Below are 18,890 nucleotides of genomic sequence, written 5' to 3' on the forward strand. Positions count from 1 at the left end.
TTCTGGGAGAAGGGGTCACTAGTTTCCTAGCAAAGCATCCAAGCTTGTTTGATCTTCAACGTTAGCTAGCTGAGCAGTTTTATCGATTTTTTTGACAAATCCTGATAGGACTTTTCCAGGGCCGATTTCAATAAAGTTGGTTACCCCAGCATCCTGCATCACAGCAATACTTTCATAAAAACGAACAGGTTCTTTTACCTGACGCGTCAAGAGCTCTTGGATTCGATCTTTTTCCATAACAGTAGCTTCCGTATTGCCGACTAGTGGGCAAGTAAAATCAGAGAAACTCACTTCCTCAAGAGCTTCAGCTAGTTTCTGACTGGCTGGCTCTAAAAGTGCTGTATGGAAAGGGCCAGATACATTTAAAGGAATCAATCGTTTTGCTCCTGCTTCCTGCAAGAGTTCAACTGCGCGGTCAACCGCAGCCGCCTCACCACCGATGACGATTTGGCTTGGGGTGTTGTAGTTAGCTGGAGTCACTACTCCAACTTTAGAGGCTGTTTCACAAGCTTCCTCAATCACTTCAACTGGAGTGTTTAGGACGGCAACCATCTTTCCAGAACCTGCAGGTGCAGCCTCTTCCATATAAGCACCACGTTTAGCAACCAAGGCAACTGCATCCTCAAAGTCCAAAGCACCACTTGCTACAAGAGCAGAATATTCCCCAAGAGACAATCCTGCTACCATATCTGGCTGGTAGCCCTTTTCTTTCAATAGTCGGTAAATAGCAACCGAAGTCGCTAAAATAGCTGGCTGCGTATAGCGAGTCTGGTTTAACTTGGCTTCTTCCTTGTCAATCAAATCACGAAGGTCATAACCCAAAACCTGACTGGCTTGGTCAATTGTTTCCTTGACGATAGGGTAGCGATCATAGAGATCACGCCCCATCCCTAGATACTGAGCACCTTGACCCGCAAATAGAAAGGCTGTTTTAGTCATTTCTTACAACTCCTGCCCAACGAGCAGCTTCTTCTTGAATTTTTTCAGCTGCACCGTAGTAGATATCTTTTAAGATTTCTTCAACAGTTTCTTCTTTAGAAATCAAACCTGCAATCTGGCCGGCCATCACTGAACCGCCATCCACATCACCATGGACAACAGCTTTAGCTAAAGCTCCTGCACCCATTTGCTCAAAAATTTCCAAATCTGGATTTTCTTGTTTAAAGGCATCCTTTTCAGCTTGCTCGAAATCACGAGTCAGCTGGTTTTTAATGGCACGAACTGCGTGTCCAAAATGTTGTGCTGAAATCGTTGTATCAATATCACGAGCTTTTAAAATTTTAGCTTTATAATTTGGATGAGCATTAGACTCTTTGGCAACTACAAAACGAGTTCCTACTTGAACAGCTTCTGCGCCAAGCATAAACCCAGCCGCTGCCCCCTCACCATCTGCAATACCACCAGCAGCAATAACTGGAATTGAAACAGCTGCAGCAACTTGGCGAACCAAGGTCATCGTTGTTAATTTACCAATGTGTCCACCAGCTTCCATACCTTCTGCAATGACGGCATCTGCACCAATTTTTTCCATGCGTTTTGCCAAAGCAACACTAGGAACAACAGGAATAACTGTAATTCCTGCATCATGGAAACGGTTCATGTATTTACTTGGATTTCCAGCACCAGTTGTAACCACCTTAACCCCTTCTTCAATCACGAGATCAACGATATCTTCTACAAAAGGTGACAAGAGCATGATGTTGACACCAAAAGGTTTATCCGTAAGTGATTTGATTTTATCGATATTAGCCTTTACGACCTCTTTAGGTGCATTTCCACCACCGATGATCCCCAGACCACCAGCTTTTGATACTGCACCAGCCAAGTCGCCATCAGCAACCCAGGCCATTCCTCCTTGAAAAATAGGATAATCAATGTTCAATAATTCTGTAATACGTGTTTTCATAGTGCCTCCATCATTCCTTGCTTACGTAATAGTTCGATAAGTTTATCATTTGAATTTCAAACTATTACCTAAACAAGAGGGAGCGGGTCTCCCCTACTCCTTCTAGTAATATGCTAATTATTTTGTTTGCTCTTCAACGTAAGCAACCAAGTCACCAACTGTTTTCAAGTTATCTTCTGCTTCGATTTGGATATCAAAAGCATCTTCAATTTCAGAGATTACTTGGAACAAGTCCAATGAATCTGCATCCAAATCATCAAAAGTAGATTCAAGTGTTACTTCTGATGCGTCTTTCCCAAGTTCTTCAACGATAATTTCTTGTACTTTTTCAAATACTGCCATGATAGGACTCCTTTAAAATATAAAATTTTATAACTATGTGTTTACCACATGATTACCTAGATTGTAAGAATGAGTGTGCCCCATGTCAAACCTCCACCGAAGCCTGATAGGAGAATCGTCTGGCTACCATCTAAATGAATCATGCCATTCTCCACACACTCTGAGAGCAAAATCGGGATACTTGCTGCACTGGTATTTCCATACTCCATCATATTGGCAGGAAGCTTATCTCGGTCTACACCGATTTTCTTAGCCATCTTATCCAAAATGCGGATATTTGCCTGATGAAGCAAGAGATAATCCAAGTCCGATGCTGCGATTGGACCATTTTCAATGGTTTCCTTGATCGATCTAGCAACATCACGATTTGCAAAATCAAAAACTGCTCGTCCATCCATCTTCAGAAAAGCAGGAACTGCTTCTTGATCTGAGAAAGGCGAAGCCAAAGCCGTTTGACCATAGGTCAAACACTCGCTCCGAGAACCATCCGTATAGAGACTTTCCACGAGGAAGTGCCGTGTTTCGCTCGCTTCCAAAAGAACGCCACCAGCACCATCTCCAAAGAGAACAGCTGTCGAACGATCAGACCAATCAACTGCCTTGGATAAGGTTTCAGCCCCGATAACAATCCCTTTTTTGAACTGTCCAGAACTTAAAAACTTTTCTGCAGTTGAGAGAGCGAATACAAAGCCACTGCAAGCTGCTGTCAGATCAAAGGCAAAAGCTCTATGCGCTCTGATATTCGCCTGAACTCGAGCTGCTGTGGAAGGCATCATCGAGTCTGGGGTAATCGTCGCTACAATGATAAAATCAATCTGATCCGCTGTTAAGCTCCCTTTATCCAACAAGCTCTTAGCTACTTCTGTCGCCAAGTCACTTGTAGATTCCGTTTTTGAGATATGTCTCTGTTTAATTCCTGTCCGACTTGAAATCCACTCATCGCTTGTATCCATGATTTGAGCCAAGTCATGATTAGTGACCACTTGCTCTGGAACATAATGAGCAACTTGGCTTATTTTAGCAAAGGCCATTATTTCAAATCCTCCAAAAATTGATAAAGGTTCGTCAAGCCTCTGCCCATGACTTCCTTTTCCTCAGGACTCATGCCGTCAATAATTCTTTCGACCATGGCCTTGTGGAATCGTTTGTGAAGGCGGTGAACCAAACGACCTTTCTTTGTCAAATGCAGATAGACCACACGACGGTCTTGATCAGAACGAATACGCTCAATGTAACCCTTTCTTTCTAGGTTATTCAAGCTCGTCGTAACTGTTCCCAGGGTCACCATCAGTTCTTTGGAAACCTTACTAGGCGTCGCCTCAGGGAATTTCCCAATCACATCGATCGTGTGCATTTCTTTGATGGAGATGTCTTTGAATCGACTACCTCGTAAGCTAACCTCCTCAATCACAAGGACGTTATTGAAAATAGATGTTAAATAATCATTTACTTGTTGGTAGTCCAAACTTTTTCCCTCTTCCTCAAAAAACTTTCACAATCAAAACATTTGATAGAAAAAGTATAACAAACTTCAAAGAATTGTGCAAGTATTTTTTTATTTTCCTGAAAATTTTGGTCTTCTTCTTTCAGAATGTGCTCGGACCCCTTCTTTAAAATCTTCAGTTAAAGATAAAGATTTTTGCAGTTTCAATTCCAATTCGGCATAATCTTGCCAATCCTTAAATTGACTTTCCCAAACCAATTTTTTAATCGCTGCGTACGAGTTTGCTGAACCTCGTCTTAATTTTTTCAGAACTTGTTCTCTTGTTTTTTCTAATTTGTCAGCTTCACAAACGCGGTATACTACGCCCCATTCCAGTGCTTTTTCTGCGGTCAAGGCTTCACCTGTCATAGCAAGTTGTGCAGCTCGTGTTACCCCGATACTACGACTCAAGAGATGAATCCCACCAGCGTCCGGCGCCAACCCAACTCCAACAAAGGCTTGGATGAATTTTGCCTTGTCAGTCGCCAAGCAAAAATCAACTGCTACTGCCATATTTGCCGCAGCACCTGCAACTGCTCCATCTACCTCCATCAAAACAGGCTTAGGAATTTGCTTGATTTTAAAAGAAATTGTATTGACTAATTCTGCAATCTTATTCAAAGAAGGAATGTCATCCTCATCCACTGCACGCTTCATCTCAACCAAATCTCCCCCAACTGAAAAGACCTTCCCATTAGCATTAATCAAGATGAACTGAACAGCTTGATCCTGCTCTGCTAGGGTCAAAGCTTCTAAAATCTCCTCACACATTGGGATATGGAAACCATTTGCCACTTCGGGACGATTCAAAGTAATAATAGCCAGATCATCTACGATCTGATATAAGATATGATTCATAGCTTCTCCTTTTCTTTTGTAAGGCAATGAAATTATTTTATTTTCAAAGTATACCTTTTTTTGGATAAAGAGGCAAGGAAAAACTAAAGGAAAGTGTCTCAGCTGATTATTTACCCATCATTTATGAGTGTGAGTGAAATTTGACTCTCTTACTTTTAAACTGTTGTCGCTTTTCAGAATAAGTTAGCATTTACTTCTATTGTAATAGGGAGCTATTTTCTTCATTGAAAAAATCCCCTCTTTCTGCTATAATCGTATAAAATACTTACTTGAGGAGTCCCTATGAAGGTTGTTAAATTTGGCGGAAGCTCACTTGCCTCTGCTAGCCAGTTAGAAAAAGTTTTAAACATCGTCAAGAGCGATAAAGAGCGCCGTTTTGTGGTCGTTTCTGCACCGGGTAAACGCAATGCTGAGGATACCAAGGTTACAGATGCCTTGATCAAATATTATCGTGACTATGTGGCTGGAAATGACATCAGCGCTAGCCAAAATTGGATTATCGACCGCTATGCAGCAATGGTGAGCGAACTAGGCTTAAAACCAACTGTTTTAGAGAAAATTTCTAAAAGCATCCGCGCCTTAGCGACTCTTCCTATAGAGGACAATGAATTTCTCTATGATACCTTCCTAGCGGCTGGAGAAAACAACAATGCCAAACTTATCGCAGCTTACTTTAACCAAAACGGCATCGATGCGCGCTATGTTCACCCTAGAGAAGCGGGAATTATCGTAACAAGCGAACCTGGAAATGCTCGCATCATTCCATCTAGTTATGACAAAATTGAAGGCTTGGCTGACAGCAACCAAGTCCTTGTTATTCCTGGTTTCTTTGGAGTTACTAAGGAAGATCAAATCTGTACCTTCTCACGTGGTGGATCCGACATAACAGGTTCCATTATCGCTGCAGGTGTCAAAGCTGACCTCTACGAAAACTTTACGGATGTTGATGGTATCTTTGCTGCCCATCCGGGTATCATTCACCAACCGCACTCTATCCCTGAATTGACCTACCGTGAGATGCGTGAATTGGCCTATGCAGGTTTCTCAGTCCTTCACGATGAAGCTCTGCTCCCTGCCTACCGTGGAAAAATCCCTCTCGTTATCAAAAATACCAATAACCCTGACCATCCGGGTACTCGTATCGTTCTAAAACACAGTAGCGATAAATTCCCAGTCGTTGGGATCGCTGGTGATTCTGGATTCGTCAGCATCAACATGTCAAAATACCTCATGAACCGCGAGGTTGGATTCGGTCGTAAGATTCTTCAAATCCTTGAAGATCTTAACATTGGTTGGGAACATATGCCAACAGGTATCGATGATCTTTCAATCATCCTTCGTTCTCGCGAACTAACTCCTATCAAGGAAGAAGAAATCCTTCGTCAGTTGGTTCAAAAGGCGGAAGTGGACCATGCTGAAATCGAACATGACCTTTCCATCATTATGATTGTTGGAGAAAAGATGAAGAGTCATATCGGGGTAACTGCTACTGCAACACGGGCTTTGTCTGAGAATAAAATCAACATCCAGATGATGTCCCAAGGTTCAAGTGAAGTTTCCATCATGTTTGTTGTCAATAAAGAGCAAGAGAAGGCCGCTATCAAGGCTCTCTATCATGCCTTTTTCGATGAAAGTAAGGAAGACTAATCATGGCCCAATCACTCAATCAAGTCATTGACCTCCAAACTACTGGGACATCTTACCTCTCTATCTCTGGAAAAGTTGGAAAATTTTTAATCGGGGATCAAGCCTTAGAGTTTTATCCTGATGTCAATGTCGAACAATATATTCAAATCCCCTGGTCCAGCATTCAGCAAATCGGAGCCAACGTAAGTGGTCGCAAGATCAGCCGCCACTTTGAAGTCTTCACCGATCAAGGAAAATTCCTCTTTGCTTCAAAAGACTCTGGAGCTATCCTCAAAATCGCTCGGGAAAAATTAGGAAACGACAAGGTTGTGAAACTTCCGACTCTACTCCAGACCATTGGACAAAAACTTAAAAATCTATTTGCAAAAAAGTAGAAACTTTAGTATAATCATAGCAACGGATAAGTAAGTTATCTCCTTCTTTCAGAAAGTCTGCGGGTGCTGCGAGCAGATAGGAGGGATAGGTGAAATTCTACCGTTGTTCACAATTACATACACAATCAAGTGCACACCTGTGAAGTTGGATGGAACCGTGGCCCTGCCACTCCAACACTTTGTCAGGTGTGCTTTTTTCATAAAGGAGTTCTTATGTTAGATATTAAACGTATTCGCACAGATTTTGATGCTGTCGCAGAAAAATTGGCTACACGTGGTGTAGATCCTGCTGTCTTAAACGAGATGAAAGAAATCGATGCTAAACGTCGTGACATCTTGGTCAAGGTTGAAAACCTCAAGGCAGAACGCAACACGGTTTCTGCTGAGATTGCCCAAGCCAAGCGCAACAAGGAAAATGTCGATGACAAGATTGCTGCGATGCAAAACTTATCTGCTGAAGTCAAAGCCTTGGATGCGGAATTGGCGGACATCGATGCTAAATTGACAGAATTTACCACTACTCTTCCAAATATCCCTGCTGACAGTGTTCCTATCGGAGCCGACGAAGATGACAATGTGGAAGTCCGTCGTTGGGGAACTCCACGCGAGTTTGACTTTGAACCAAAAGCTCACTGGGATCTTGGTGAAAACTTGGGTATCCTTGACTGGGAACGTGGAGCAAAAGTTACTGGTGCTCGCTTCCTCTTCTATAAAGGACTTGGGGCTCGTTTGGAACGTGCTATCTACAACTTTATGTTGGACGAGCATGGAAAAGAGGGCTATACTGAAGTCATCACACCATACATGGTTAACCATGATTCTATGTTTGGTACTGGTCAATATCCAAAATTCAAGGAAGACACTTTTGAATTGAAAGACACTAATTATGTCCTTATTCCTACGGCTGAAGTGCCTTTGACAAACTACTACCGTGATGAAATCCTTGACGGTAAAGACCTGCCAATCTACTTTACCGCTATGAGTCCTTCATTCCGTTCTGAGGCTGGTTCAGCTGGTCGTGATACACGTGGCTTGATTCGTTTGCACCAATTCCACAAGGTTGAAATGGTCAAATTTGCCAAACCAGAGGAATCGTATGAAGAATTAGAAAAAATGACGGCCAACGCTGAAAACATCCTTCAAAAACTCAACCTTCCGTACCGTGTCGTTGCCCTCTCTACTGGGGATATGGGCTTCTCAGCTGCCAAGACTTATGACTTGGAAGTTTGGATTCCAGCTCAAAATACCTACCGTGAAATCTCAAGCTGTTCAAATACAGAAGATTTCCAAGCCCGTCGTGCCCAAATCCGTTACCGTGATGAAGTCGATGGCAAGGTAAAACTCCTTCACACCTTGAACGGTTCTGGACTTGCAGTTGGACGTACAGTGGCTGCTATTCTTGAGAACTACCAAAATGAAGATGGTTCTGTAACCATTCCAGAAGCTCTTCGTCCATACATGGGTGGCGCTGAAGTTATCAAACCATAAAAAAATAAGGCCTAGCTAGAAAATAGCTAGACCTTTTTTCGTAACCAAATCAGATAAGCACCCAAGACAAAGAATAAAATAGTGAGGCATATAACAGTTTCAGCCAATACCAGATAATCCAGAAATGGAAGTTTCAAAATTCCCTGAGCCATCTTGAGCGAAGTGGCTGTGATAATGGTTGGGAAGGTGAGGGCTGAGAAGGCTGGTTGAAAGCCTTGTTTTAAAATATTGGGTAGGCGAGTTAAAACAAAGAAAAAGAAGGACTGAGATGCCAAAATCATGACGATCAAGAGCCAAGCCGGTAAACTCGCTCCTCCAACTCGAACCAGGGAAGCCAAGAGCAAAGAAAAGGGAGCACAGTAGATTCCTTCCTGTCCAAGCAAGGCCACTGGGAGTGGATCTTGCTTTAAATCCCTATAAATAAGGGGATAGAGATAGAAGGTCAAGACAAAACCAAAACTCAAGGTCGCATAGGCAATCTCAATAATGCCTACCAGAGGATAGGTCAAGGCCGCTACTGCTATCCCCACATAGAGCACCGTCCAGCTTGGAGTCGCATTGACCTTCCGACCTGGACAGGCAAATTTGATGGTAAAAGTAGCGATCAAAGTCAAATCCAAGAGAAAGGAAAACCACCAGAGCCCTTGTGCTACCAAAGGAAGAGCAGGGAATACGCGAAAGACATAGGTCGCTAAAATCATCCCAGCCATAGGAAAAGTGGCCATCCCTGATAAAAGAGGGGGCTTGGTCAATTCTTGCTTGGTTTCTTCCCAATTAAAAAGATGAAGAATCAGAAAGAAAATCCACAAAACTAAACCAGTCAGACTCAATAAATGCGACGGAACAGGCAAAGTATCTGCAAGCAGATTTCCTGCACCTGCTAAACCTAATAAACAGCCAGAAAATACCAAGGGGAACTTTTTCATCCGAGCCTCCAATAATCATGTTATTATTAGTATAGCATAAAAGCGCTTAAATGAGAGCCTAAAAAATGAAGCCCGATTATTTCAGACTCCATTTTTTCTCAGATATGAATTAAGCATAAGGTTGTAATTCTGGGTTAATAGGCGTATTGGCTAGGTTGTTTGCATAGTTGCAGAGGCTGGCAAGACTAACACCGAGAACCACGTCCAAGGCATTTTGTTGCGTGTATCCAGCTTCCAAAAATTCAGCCAAGGCTTCATCTCCTACACGCCCTTTGGTATTGATGACCGCCAAGGTAAACTTAGCTAGAGTATCTAGTTTTGGATCTGTCTCGATTGGAGTACGGTTGCGGAGTGCTTGTAGAAGATCATCATTCATCTGGATTTGTTTGATTGAAAAGGCTGTGTGACCTGCGACGCAGAAAGCACAACCATTGGTTACGGCAGCTGTGATTTGCACTACTTCACGCTCTACTGGTGTCAGGCTGTTGCGACGGTTGATGGCTCCGACAGTTCGGTAGGCTTCAAGCGCGGTAGGAGCGTTGGCCAAGAGACCGATTAGGTTGGGAATATAGCCATTGTTATCTTTTTGTACTGTTTCAAGAACTTCTTTCACTTCTGCTGGTGCTGATTCTACTGTGTGGATGGTAAATGTTGTCATAAGAAACCTCTTTTCATTTTATTGTCATTTAGTCTATCATAGAATTTCACCCTTGGATAATATATATTTTCAATCGCCTTGATAGGAAATGTCTATGAAATGAAAAAAATCACACTAAAAGTGTGATTGGGTTAGTGTTTAAAATACTTTCTGGTTTCGGAAATAACGACTGGCGACAAGACCAAGAGGGCAATCAAGTTTGGTAAAGCCATCAAGGCATTAACGATGTCTGCTATAATCCAAACCATATCCAACTCGATAAATCCTCCCAACAAGACCATGACTACAAAGATTACACGGTAAAGCCAGATAAAACGAACACCGAAGAGAAACTCAAAACAGCGCTCTCCGTAATAGTTCCATCCGAGAATCGTCGTAAAGGCAAAGAGTACAAGGAAGAGGGTCAAGAGGGCAGGTCCAAAGTGTGAAAAAACTGTTGAAAAGGCTGACTGGGTCAAGGCAACTCCATTCAAATCACCACTCCAAACCCCAGTTACCAAGATTGTCAGACCTGTCAGAGTGCAGATAATCAAAGTATCAATAAAGGTTCCTGTCATGGAAATCAAGCCTTGCTCGACAGGCTCATTTGTCTTAGCTGCAGCCGCCGCAATGGGAGCTGATCCTAGGCCAGATTCGTTAGAGAAGACTCCTCGCGCCACACCATTTTGGATAGCCATCCGAATGCTGGCACCTGCAAAACCACCTACCGCAGCAGCTGGACTAAAGGCTGAAGTAAAGATCAGTGCAAGTGTGGCCGGGATTTTCTCGATATTAAAGAGAATAACTGTAAGAGTTCCTAAAATATAGACAATAGCCATAAAAGGAACAACTGCTGTCGAAACTTTTGATATGGATTTGAGGCCACCAAAGACAGCAATCCCTACAAAAATCGATAAAATCAGAGCTGTGATGGCTGGATCAATTTGAGCTGTATTTTGAATGGATTCTGTAATCGAATTGACTTGGGTAAAGGTACCAATTCCTAGGAGGGCTACCAATACACCCGCTAGGGCAAAGAAGATAGCAAGTGGACGCCACTTTTCTCCCATCCCCAAAAGGATGTAATGCATGGGTCCTCCAGCTACAGCTCCATTTGCATCCTTTGTGCGATATTTGATGGCTAGCAAGCCTTCGGCATATTTGGTCGCCATCCCAAAGAAGGCCGCCATCCACATCCAAAATAGAGCCCCTGGTCCCCCAACCTTAATGGCTGTTGCGACCCCGATGATATTTCCCGTACCAACGGTGGCGGCTAAAGCCGTACAGAGAGCAGCAAAGCTCGACACATCGCCATGCCCCTTATCCTTGGTAAAGATCAGCTGAAAGGCCTTTGGGAGACGAGCTACCTGCAAAAGGCCTAGTCGGATGGTCAAATAGATACCCGTTCCGACCAATAAGATCAAGAGGGGAGGCCCCCAAACGAAAGCATCAAGCGCTTTTAGCAATTCTAACATATCCTTCTCCTATCTTTCAACCCCAAAAGAAAGAGCACATGCAAGATACATGTACTCTGGAATGCTTAGATAAATGCCAAAAAGCGGTCTATCCTAGCTCTGTCCTTTTACCTGAGAGTTTGAGCAGTTACCTGCCTTGCCCCTTCGGTGCCTTTACGGTCTCTCCAGAGTTCCGTCCATTTACAGTCATGGAAAACAAACCTTTCTCCACTTCTATTAAACTTCATTCGGTGTTGGTATTTTATTTTTTATTATTCTACAAGAAAAGTTAGCCTTTGTCAATATATTCTATGAAAATTTTTGACTTTTCACTTCTTTTTTCAGAAAGAGTGAATCCTTCTTCTCTCTATCCTTTAAAGGTTACAATGGTGGCGCCACTGCCGCCAGCATTCTGTGGAGCATAACCGAAACTCTTAACATGCTTGTTTCTTTGCAGGTATTTGGTGACGCCCTCACGGATGACACCTGTTCCGATACCATGGATGATGTCGACTTGCGCCATGTTATTGAGCAGGGCTTGGTCGATAAAGGCGTCCAGCTCATTCATGGCCTCTTCGTACCGTTTGCCACGAAGATCCAGTCTGGCTTGCGGACCACGACCAGAAGCTCGTTTCACAACATTGACTTGTTTCTTCTTGACTGGGGCTTCTTGCTGGGCCTGAACAAGGTCAAATTCTTTCTCTTCCAAGGTCATCTTGATCAAACCAACTTGGGCTTCCCAACGGCCGTCCTTAAGTTGATTGGTCAAGGTTCCACGTTGGCCATAACTGAGAACCACAATGTCATCTCCCACCTTTGGAGCTCGTTTTTTCTTGGCCTTTTGAAGGACCTTGTTTTTAGACAAGTCGACTTTTTCAGGGGCCAATTTCTTCAGCTCAGCCTTGGCTTCAATGATTTCATGGGGTTTGAGTTGAGACTTACTATGGAGGTTCTTGAGAATCTGGTCACTCTCACTTAGAGCAAGTTCCACAATCTCGGCAGCCTGTTCACGCGCCTTGTTGAGCTCGGTTTCTTTTTCACGATTGAGCTCATTGTAGAGCTTTTTGAGTGCTCGGTTCATCTTTAGGTTTTCTTGCTCCACCTCACGGATATTGTCCAAGCGTTTACGGCTTTCAAGCGTCTGCTCTTCCAATTGTTCAATGATGCGATTGACGTCATTATCTTGATTGACCTGCTGGCTGGCATCTCCTACGATGACATCTGACAAGCCCAGACGTTTAGCAATTTCAAAGGCATTGCTTCGGCCAGGAACTCCCTGCATAAAGCGATAGGTCGGACGCAGACTGGCTGTATCAAACTCCATACTGGCATTTTGCACAAAGGCTGTTTCGATACCGTAGGCCTTGAGCTCTGGATAGTGGGTCGTCGCCATAGTCTTGACCTGACGCAGACGAAGATCCTCCAAAATAGCCATGGCAAGGGCTGCTCCTTCCTGCGGATCGGTACCTGCCCCAAGTTCATCTAGTAATAAGAGCGAGTGCTGATTGACCTTGCCAAGAATATCTACGATATTGGTCATGTGACTGGAAAAGGTAGACAAACTTTGCTCGATAGACTGCTCATCCCCAATATCTGCGAAGATTTCCTCGAAAATACCGACACGGCTCCCCCTATCAGCTAGAATGGGCAATCCAGATTGGGCCATAAGTTGAGTCAAGCCCAAGGTTTTGAGCATGATGGTCTTCCCACCTGTATTGGGACCTGTAATGACAATGGTTGTTAATTCCTTACCAAAGTGTACATCGTTTGCGACAGCATTTTTAACCAAAGGATGGCGAACATGGAGGAGTTGAATCTCTTGATTCTCTGAAAGTTGAGGAACAACTGCTTGTCTTTCTTGGATGAAACGCACCTTGGCACGAATCAAGTCTAAATGACCGATAATCCAAGCGTCATTAGCAATCTCAGCAGCATGAGGACGAACCCGTTCTGAGAGCTCCTGCAGGATACGAATCATCTCATAGCGTTCGTCTGCTCGCAGACTAGCGATTTCTTCGCTCAGCTTGACGACCTCACGTGGCTCGATATAGACTGTGTTTCCACTGGCAGATATGTCATGGACAACACCCGCAATCTTATTGCGATAGGTGTTCTTGACTGGTAAGACTTGACGGCCATTTCTGCTAGCGATAATGCCTTCCGTCAACATCTGAGCTTTTTGCTTGAGCAGGTCGTGCAAGACATCTCGAACTTGACTCTCGCTATCATGGATTTTCCGGCGAATGCGTGCTAGCTCTTCACTGGCGAAATTTTCGATAAATCCTGCATCGTTTAGAGATTGAAGACTCCCTTGCAAGTGTGGGAACTCATGCAGTTTTTCAAACCATCTCGCCAACTGCTCCAAGCGTACGTTTTCGAGATTGGTATAAAATCCTTGCAACTCTCTGCTAGCCAGCAAGACCCGTTTGAGGAGCAAGAACTCCTCGATATTGAGGTCCGCCCCCATCTCCAGACGCTTGCAAACAGCTGATATCTCACGCGTCGCTAGGATGGTAAAGTGAGGTTGCTCCACAAATAGGGCTTGCATTTCCTCCATCTCTGTAAAGGCTTGTTTGATCTTATCCGCCTTTGTAGTTGGAGCCAAGCCTTTTAGCTCCTCTAGGCCTTGTTCTGTCAGGAGATGCGGTTCAAACAAGGCCTTGATTTTATTAAATTCTAATGTTTCTAGTATTTTTGTATTCATATTCTTTCCTTGTATGCTTGTTTACAAGACCGTAGCGCCTAGAAATTTTTGGACTTTACCTAACCCTAGTCGTCCAATCTGTAAACAAAGGGCTAGGAAAAATCCCGCCCTTTTTATCCGATTAAATTTGTCACCCAGAGTTGTTTGATAAGGTTTGTCGTAAAAGGGACACTTTGGATGATCTGTTTGGCTACTGTACTTTTTTCGAGTGAATTTTGAATGACTGCCAGAGGCACCGTTGCAAGGATGGTCAGAACCATTTGCAAGACAAATAAGGTTACCAATAGAGACAAAAGGCCTGATCCGATACGCAACCATTTGACATCGAGCTTTTTAGTTGGAATCAAGTGCAGGAACAAACCGATAAAACGTCCGATAGTGTAGCAAATCCCAAAAACTAAAAGATAGGCTAGGCCCGCATAAAAGACCTTGTCTAGATGAAACAGCTGGTCTGAAGGGAAGAAAAAGGTGCCCTGTCCTTCCTGAGGATTGGCATAAGGGACAAGCAAGTGGAAATGATCGCCCAGTGATTTATAAAACTGCCCCGCAACAAAGGCTGAAATCACTGCCACGAGGAAATAATAAACCTGCAGCACCAAACCTCTACGGTAGCCGATGTAAAAGCCCCAAGCCAGAACCAATAAGAGTAGGATTGAAATCATAGGGAATCCTCAATCTTGCTCTGTTCTTGTTTGACAGCAATCAACTTATGGCGGAGTTCTAACAACTCTTGCTCCTTGTCATCAAATTCAATCTCACGGTTGAGTTGTGTAGACAGACAATTGACCGCCAAAAGAAGCGCAATGGTTTCATCATCCGCCCCAGGCATTTGTTCTTTAATTGCTTGGTATTTTTCAGTCGCAACCTTGGCAATTTCCTCCATAAAGAGATTGTCATGCTCGGTTGTTAAGGTTAATGTCTTTTTTCCGAATGTAAACTTATATCGATTTAGATTTGCCATAAAAATTCACCTCACGATATTATACCAAATTTCACTAACTTTGTCAGTTTTTACCAATTCTCCTGCTTTTGTGGTACAATAGAGACTATGGCAAGTATCACACTCATACCAAGTGAACAAGAAATTCAGAGCTTTTTAAGTCAGTATCAAAAGGCTCTCAGTCCTAGTAAAAATCCTTATATTCGCTATTTTTTGAGACTGCCTCAGGCAACAGTTTCCATCTATACTTCTGGAAAAGTCCTCCTGCAGGGCGAAGCTGCTGAACAGTACGCTAGTTTCTTTGGCTATCAAGTTCAACAAGAAAACAGTGGACAAGATTTTCCTATGATCGGTACCGATGAGGTGGGAAATGGTTCCTACTTTGGTGGGCTTGCTGTCGTGGCTTCCTTCGTGACACCAGATCAGCATGACTTCTTGCGAAAACTCGGTGTGGGGGATTCAAAAACCCTGACAGACCAAAAGATTCGTCAGATTGCCCCTATCCTCAAGGAAAAAATCCAGCACCAAGCGCTCCTCCTTTCACCGAGCAAGTACAACGAAATTATTGGAGAGCGTTACAATGCTGTTTCTGTAAAGGTTGCCCTTCACAATCAGGCTATCTTTCTCCTTCTTCAAAAAGGAGTCCAGCCAGAAAAAATCGTGATTGATGCTTTTACAAGCCCTAAAAACTATGACAAGTACTTGGCGCAAGAAGCCAACCGTTTTCCAAACAAAATTAGCTTAGAAGAAAAAGCTGAGGGCAAATACCTGGCTGTTGCAGTTAGCTCTATCATCGCGCGGGATCTCTTCCTTGAAAACTTGGAAAATCTTGGACGAGAACTGGGCTATCAACTGCCAAGTGGCGCTGGAACTGCATCTGATAAGGTTGCAAGCAAAATCCTTCAAGCCTATGGTATGAAGGGACTTCATTTCTGCGCCAAACTGCATTTTAAAAACACTGAAAAAGCCAAGTCACTTCTAGAAAGGTGAGTTATGAATTCGTTTAAAACATTTCTAAAAGAATGGGGAGTTTTCTTCCTTATTATCGCGCTGGTCGGCCTTAGCCGTATCTTCCTTTGGAGCAATGTCCGTGTGGAAGGACACTCGATGGACCCTACCCTAGCTGACGGAGAAGTTCTCTTCGTCGTCAAACACCTCCCAATTGACCGCTTCGACATCGTGGTTGCGCATGAGGAAGACGGAAATAAAGACATTGTCAAAAGGGTCATCGGCATGCCTGGAGATACCATCCGCTACGAAAATGACAAACTCTTTATCAACGGTGAAGAAACGAATGAACCCTACCTAGCTGAATACCTCAACTTGTTCAAAACAGAAAAGTTGCAAAACACCTATACTGGAAAAGGATTTGAAGGCAATAAGGGAGTTTACTTTAGAGAACTTGCTCAAAAGGCACAGGCCTTTACAGTCGATGTCAATTCCAACACCAGCTTTAGCTTTACTGTCCCTCAAGGTGAGTACCTTCTCCTTGGTGACGATCGTCTAGTCTCTAGCGACAGCCGCCATGTCGGTACCTTCAAGGCCAGCGATATCAAGGGCGAAGCAAAATTCCGTTTCTGGCCACTTAACCGTATCGGAACTTTTTAAGATAAGGAAGAGGCCGAGAATGCTAAGTCTCAGCCTCTTTTTCTATTACGAGAAGAAGACCTTTTAGTCTCCTAGCTTGTTGAAAGAAGCTAAGGGTACAACTTTCACGAACTCATGTAAAGGAAACCTATGGAAGTTTATTTTTCAGGCACCATTGAACGCATTATTTTTGAAAATCCCAGTAATTTTTATCGCATTCTCCTCCTAGATATCGAAGATACCGATGCGGAGGACTTTGACGATTTTGAAATCATCGTTACAGGAACCATGGCGGACGTGATTGAAGGGGAAGACTACACTTTTTGGGGGCAAATCGTTCAGCACTCCAAGTATGGGGAACAGCTTCGGATCAGCCGTTATGAACGCGCCAAACCAACTAGAAAAGGCCTAGTCAAATACTTTTCTAGCAGTCATTTCAAGGGGATTGGTCTCAAAACTGCTCAGAAAATCGTCGATAGCTATGGTGACAATACCATTGACGAAATTCTGGAACATCCTGAAAAGCTAGAAGGCATCTCAGGACTCTCTGCCAAAAACCGTGAGGCTTTTGTTTCCACCCTCCGTCTCAACTACGGGACAGAGATGGTCTTGGCAAAACTAGCTAACTACGGCATTCCCAATAAACTGGCCCTTCAGATTCAAGACTTTTACAAGGAAGAAACCCTTGATGTGGTTGAAAATTATCCCTACCAACTAGTTGAGGATATCAAGGGTTTGGGCTTTACCATTGCTGACCAATTGGCTGCAGAACTAGGCATCGAAAGTCAAGCTCCTGAACGCTTCCGTGCTGGTCTTGTTCATAGTCTTTTTCAGGGATGTATGGATACGGGCGATACCTATATGGAAGCCCGAGATTTGCTGGAACAGACCCTGACTCTCCTCGAGTCTTCCCGTCCTGTGGAACTAGACCCCAGTCAAGTAGCTCAGGAATTATCTCATTTGATCGAAGAAGACAAGGTTCAGCAGATTGATACCAAAATCTTTGATAACAGCCTCTTTTTCGCTGAAGAAGGCATTCGCAGTCACTTGGTTCGTATCCTCGAAAAAGGAAAGCAGAAAAGCCAGGATCTAGAAACCATTCAAAAGCATATCGCCAGTGTTGAGGAAGAGCTTGGTATCCAGTACGATAGCATCCAAAAGCAAGCAATCTGTGATGCTATCCAGAACAAGGTCTTTATCTTAACAGGTGGACCTGGTACTGGTAAAACGACTGTTATCAATGGAATTATCGCTGTTCATGCCCTTTTAGAAGGGCTTGATCTCAGGAAGAAAAGCAACTTACCTATCCTTCTAGCAGCTCCAACTGGTCGAGCAGCTCGGCGCATGAATGAATTGACAGGTTTGCCTAGCGCGACCATACATCGCCATTTGGGGATGACGGGAGACGATGATACCAGTCATCTAGAAGATTATCTGGATGCTGACTTCATCATCGTGGATGAGTTTTCTATGGTGGATACTTGGCTAGCCAACCAACTCTTCTCCAATATCTCTTCTAACAGTAAAATCCTCATCGTGGGAGACAGTGACCAATTGCCTTCTGTTAGTCCCGGACAAGTCCTTGCAGACCTGCTCCAGATACCCCTGATTCCGCAGACCCGCTTGGAACGGATTTACCGTCAGAGTGAAGAATCAACTATCGTCACCTTGGCTAGTCAGATTCGACAAGGCATCTTGCCAGCTGACTTTACCCAGAAAAAGCCAGACCGTTCCTACTTTGAAATCGCTAGTGGCCATATCCCAGTTACGATTGAGAAAATCCTCGGTGCTGCCCTCAGAAGTGGCATTCCGGCTCGCGATATTCAGGTGCTAGCGCCTATGTATCGAGGAACTGCTGGTATTGACGCCATCAACCAACTCATGCAAGAACTGCTCAATCCTCAGCAAAAGGGGCAAGTTAGCTTTGAAGCAACTCAGTGTCACTATCGAACAGGGGACAAGGTTATTCACCTAGTCAACGACGCTGAAGTCAATGTCTTTAATGGAGACCTAGGCTACATCACAGATCTAATTCCTGGAAAATACACCGAGTCCAAACAAGACGAGATTGTCATTGATTTTGATGGCAATGAGGTCGTCTACCCACGTAATGAATGGTACAAAATTCGACTAGCCTATGCCATGAGTATTCATAAGTCTCAGGGAAGTGAGTTTCCTGTTGTCATCCTGCCTATCACCAGTGCTAGCAAGCGCATGCTAGAGCGAAATCTCATCTACACAGCTATCACACGGGCCAAGAGTAAGCTCATCCTTCTTGGTGAATTACAGGCCTTTGACTATGCAGTCAAGCATATCGGGACTGCCCGCAAGACCTATCTGATTGAGCGTTTCAGTGATTTAATTGAAAATGTTGAAGAAAAGCAACCAGTTGTCTCTGAAACTGCCACATCAAGCGACTCTGAACAATCCTACATCCTCACCGAGGAAAACTGGTCTAGTATTCCAGCCATGATTGGAATTACAGACGCAGATCTCAAAGAGATTTTTGGAAAATAGTGCATAAGAAAACCCACCTAGTCAGGT

The 18,890-nt window shown here is 43.7% G+C and carries 18 protein-coding genes and 1 riboswitch; of the genes, 6 read left to right on the forward strand and 12 right to left on the reverse strand.

Annotated features, from left to right (window positions below; all coding sequences use genetic code 11):
• Positions 1-18 precede the first annotated feature (18 nt).
• From fabD to KZX55_RS04090, 6 genes are all read right to left on the reverse strand, one after another.
• On the reverse strand, positions 19-939 hold the full coding sequence (fabD, locus tag KZX55_RS04065; protein WP_248024793.1) for an ACP S-malonyltransferase: 921 nt from the start codon (positions 937-939) through the stop codon (positions 19-21).
• Positions 932-1,906, reverse strand: coding sequence for an enoyl-[acyl-carrier-protein] reductase FabK (gene fabK / locus KZX55_RS04070; protein WP_248024801.1), 975 nt, complete (start codon positions 1,904-1,906; stop codon positions 932-934). Before fabK ends, fabD begins: the two co-directional genes overlap by 8 nt.
• Positions 1,907-2,023: 117 nt before the next feature.
• Entirely contained in the window at positions 2,024-2,248 is a 225-nt protein-coding gene (locus KZX55_RS04075; RefSeq protein ID WP_000257840.1) for an acyl carrier protein, read from the reverse strand.
• A gap of 56 nt (positions 2,249-2,304) precedes the next feature.
• Positions 2,305-3,279, reverse strand: coding sequence for a beta-ketoacyl-ACP synthase III (locus tag KZX55_RS04080; protein WP_248024802.1), 975 nt, complete (start codon positions 3,277-3,279; stop codon positions 2,305-2,307).
• Entirely contained in the window at positions 3,279-3,713 is a 435-nt protein-coding gene (gene fabT / locus KZX55_RS04085) for a fatty acid biosynthesis transcriptional regulator FabT (protein WP_000386336.1), read from the reverse strand. The genes KZX55_RS04080 and fabT overlap by 1 nt, the downstream gene beginning before the upstream one ends.
• Positions 3,714-3,803: 90 nt before the next feature.
• Positions 3,804-4,589, reverse strand: a complete 786-nt coding sequence (locus tag KZX55_RS04090) for an enoyl-CoA hydratase (protein ID WP_001015584.1) — start codon at positions 4,587-4,589, stop codon at positions 3,804-3,806.
• Positions 4,590-4,871: 282 nt separating this feature from the next.
• On the opposite strand from KZX55_RS04090, the gene KZX55_RS04095 reads away from it, so the two are divergent.
• The 3 genes from KZX55_RS04095 (at position 4,872) to serS (ending at position 8,098) form a co-directional block, all read left to right on the forward strand.
• A complete protein-coding gene (locus KZX55_RS04095) occupies positions 4,872-6,236 on the forward strand; it encodes an aspartate kinase (RefSeq protein ID WP_248024804.1) in 1,365 nt (454 codons plus the stop codon).
• A 2-nt stretch (positions 6,237-6,238) separates the two neighbouring features.
• A complete protein-coding gene (locus tag KZX55_RS04100) occupies positions 6,239-6,610 on the forward strand; it encodes a DUF956 family protein (protein WP_248024805.1) in 372 nt (123 codons plus the stop codon).
• 213 nt (positions 6,611-6,823) lie between these two features.
• Positions 6,824-8,098, forward strand: a complete 1,275-nt coding sequence (serS, locus tag KZX55_RS04105; RefSeq protein WP_248024806.1) for a serine--tRNA ligase — start codon at positions 6,824-6,826, stop codon at positions 8,096-8,098.
• A gap of 26 nt (positions 8,099-8,124) precedes the next feature.
• Here serS and KZX55_RS04110 read toward each other — a convergent pair whose 3' ends face one another.
• The 6 genes from KZX55_RS04110 to zapA all read right to left on the reverse strand — a co-directional run bounded on the left by KZX55_RS04110 (position 8,125) and on the right by zapA (position 14,780).
• Positions 8,125-9,024, reverse strand: a complete 900-nt coding sequence (locus KZX55_RS04110; RefSeq protein WP_248024807.1) for a TDT family transporter — start codon at positions 9,022-9,024, stop codon at positions 8,125-8,127.
• 109 nt (positions 9,025-9,133) lie between these two features.
• A complete protein-coding gene (locus KZX55_RS04115) occupies positions 9,134-9,682 on the reverse strand; it encodes a carboxymuconolactone decarboxylase family protein (RefSeq protein WP_000206774.1) in 549 nt (182 codons plus the stop codon).
• A gap of 131 nt (positions 9,683-9,813) precedes the next feature.
• Positions 9,814-11,136: an alanine/glycine:cation symporter family protein gene (locus KZX55_RS04120; RefSeq protein ID WP_057488704.1), complete on the reverse strand. Its 1,323-nt coding sequence runs from the start codon at positions 11,134-11,136 to the stop codon at positions 9,814-9,816.
• A gap of 89 nt (positions 11,137-11,225) precedes the next feature.
• Positions 11,226-11,314, reverse strand: a riboswitch (glycine riboswitch).
• Positions 11,315-11,482: 168 nt separating this feature from the next.
• Entirely contained in the window at positions 11,483-13,819 is a 2,337-nt protein-coding gene (locus KZX55_RS04125; protein ID WP_248024808.1) for an endonuclease MutS2, read from the reverse strand.
• A gap of 113 nt (positions 13,820-13,932) precedes the next feature.
• On the reverse strand, positions 13,933-14,481 hold the full coding sequence (locus KZX55_RS04130; RefSeq protein WP_057488706.1) for a CvpA family protein: 549 nt from the start codon (positions 14,479-14,481) through the stop codon (positions 13,933-13,935).
• Positions 14,478-14,780 (reverse strand): cell division protein ZapA, encoded by a 303-nt coding sequence (gene zapA, locus KZX55_RS04135; protein WP_000002028.1) that lies wholly within the window; start codon positions 14,778-14,780, stop codon positions 14,478-14,480. Before zapA ends, KZX55_RS04130 begins: the two co-directional genes overlap by 4 nt.
• Before the next feature lie 87 nt (positions 14,781-14,867).
• On the opposite strand from zapA, the gene rnhC reads away from it, so the two are divergent.
• The 3 genes from rnhC (at position 14,868) to recD2 (ending at position 18,863) form a co-directional block, all read left to right on the forward strand.
• Positions 14,868-15,749, forward strand: a complete 882-nt coding sequence (rnhC, locus tag KZX55_RS04140) for a ribonuclease HIII (protein ID WP_248024809.1) — start codon at positions 14,868-14,870, stop codon at positions 15,747-15,749.
• A 3-nt stretch (positions 15,750-15,752) separates the two neighbouring features.
• On the forward strand, positions 15,753-16,367 hold the full coding sequence (gene lepB, locus KZX55_RS04145) for a signal peptidase I (protein WP_001083992.1): 615 nt from the start codon (positions 15,753-15,755) through the stop codon (positions 16,365-16,367).
• Positions 16,368-16,496: 129 nt separating this feature from the next.
• On the forward strand, positions 16,497-18,863 hold the full coding sequence (recD2, locus tag KZX55_RS04150; protein ID WP_248024819.1) for an SF1B family DNA helicase RecD2: 2,367 nt from the start codon (positions 16,497-16,499) through the stop codon (positions 18,861-18,863).
• Positions 18,864-18,890: the final 27 nt, after the last annotated feature.

The organism is Streptococcus halitosis (genome assembly GCF_023147855.1).
In the GTDB taxonomy this organism is placed as follows: domain Bacteria; phylum Bacillota; class Bacilli; order Lactobacillales; family Streptococcaceae; genus Streptococcus; species Streptococcus halitosis_B.

What these genes read in the sequence shown, in the direction of transcription:
- KZX55_RS04115 (WP_000206774.1), bottom strand. Translation starts at nt 9,682, where the DNA reads ATGACAACATTTACCATCCACACAGTAGAATCAGCACCAGCAGAAGTG.
- KZX55_RS04125 (WP_248024808.1), bottom strand. Translation starts at nt 13,819, where the DNA reads ATGAATACAAAAATACTAGAAACATTAGAATTTAATAAAATCAAGGCC.
- fabD (WP_248024793.1), bottom strand. Translation starts at nt 939, where the DNA reads ATGACTAAAACAGCCTTTCTATTTGCGGGTCAAGGTGCTCAGTATCTA.
- fabK (WP_248024801.1), bottom strand. Translation starts at nt 1,906, where the DNA reads ATGAAAACACGTATTACAGAATTATTGAACATTGATTATCCTATTTTT.
- rnhC (WP_248024809.1), top strand. Translation starts at nt 14,868, where the DNA reads ATGGCAAGTATCACACTCATACCAAGTGAACAAGAAATTCAGAGCTTT.
- KZX55_RS04110 (WP_248024807.1), bottom strand. Translation starts at nt 9,024, where the DNA reads ATGAAAAAGTTCCCCTTGGTATTTTCTGGCTGTTTATTAGGTTTAGCA.
- KZX55_RS04130 (WP_057488706.1), bottom strand. Translation starts at nt 14,481, where the DNA reads ATGATTTCAATCCTACTCTTATTGGTTCTGGCTTGGGGCTTTTACATC.
- KZX55_RS04100 (WP_248024805.1), top strand. Translation starts at nt 6,239, where the DNA reads ATGGCCCAATCACTCAATCAAGTCATTGACCTCCAAACTACTGGGACA.
- recD2 (WP_248024819.1), top strand. Translation starts at nt 16,497, where the DNA reads ATGGAAGTTTATTTTTCAGGCACCATTGAACGCATTATTTTTGAAAAT.
- KZX55_RS04095 (WP_248024804.1), top strand. Translation starts at nt 4,872, where the DNA reads ATGAAGGTTGTTAAATTTGGCGGAAGCTCACTTGCCTCTGCTAGCCAG.
- KZX55_RS04080 (WP_248024802.1), bottom strand. Translation starts at nt 3,279, where the DNA reads ATGGCCTTTGCTAAAATAAGCCAAGTTGCTCATTATGTTCCAGAGCAA.
- KZX55_RS04075 (WP_000257840.1), bottom strand. Translation starts at nt 2,248, where the DNA reads ATGGCAGTATTTGAAAAAGTACAAGAAATTATCGTTGAAGAACTTGGG.
- serS (WP_248024806.1), top strand. Translation starts at nt 6,824, where the DNA reads ATGTTAGATATTAAACGTATTCGCACAGATTTTGATGCTGTCGCAGAA.
- KZX55_RS04120 (WP_057488704.1), bottom strand. Translation starts at nt 11,136, where the DNA reads ATGTTAGAATTGCTAAAAGCGCTTGATGCTTTCGTTTGGGGGCCTCCC.
- zapA (WP_000002028.1), bottom strand. Translation starts at nt 14,780, where the DNA reads ATGGCAAATCTAAATCGATATAAGTTTACATTCGGAAAAAAGACATTA.
- KZX55_RS04090 (WP_001015584.1), bottom strand. Translation starts at nt 4,589, where the DNA reads ATGAATCATATCTTATATCAGATCGTAGATGATCTGGCTATTATTACT.
- lepB (WP_001083992.1), top strand. Translation starts at nt 15,753, where the DNA reads ATGAATTCGTTTAAAACATTTCTAAAAGAATGGGGAGTTTTCTTCCTT.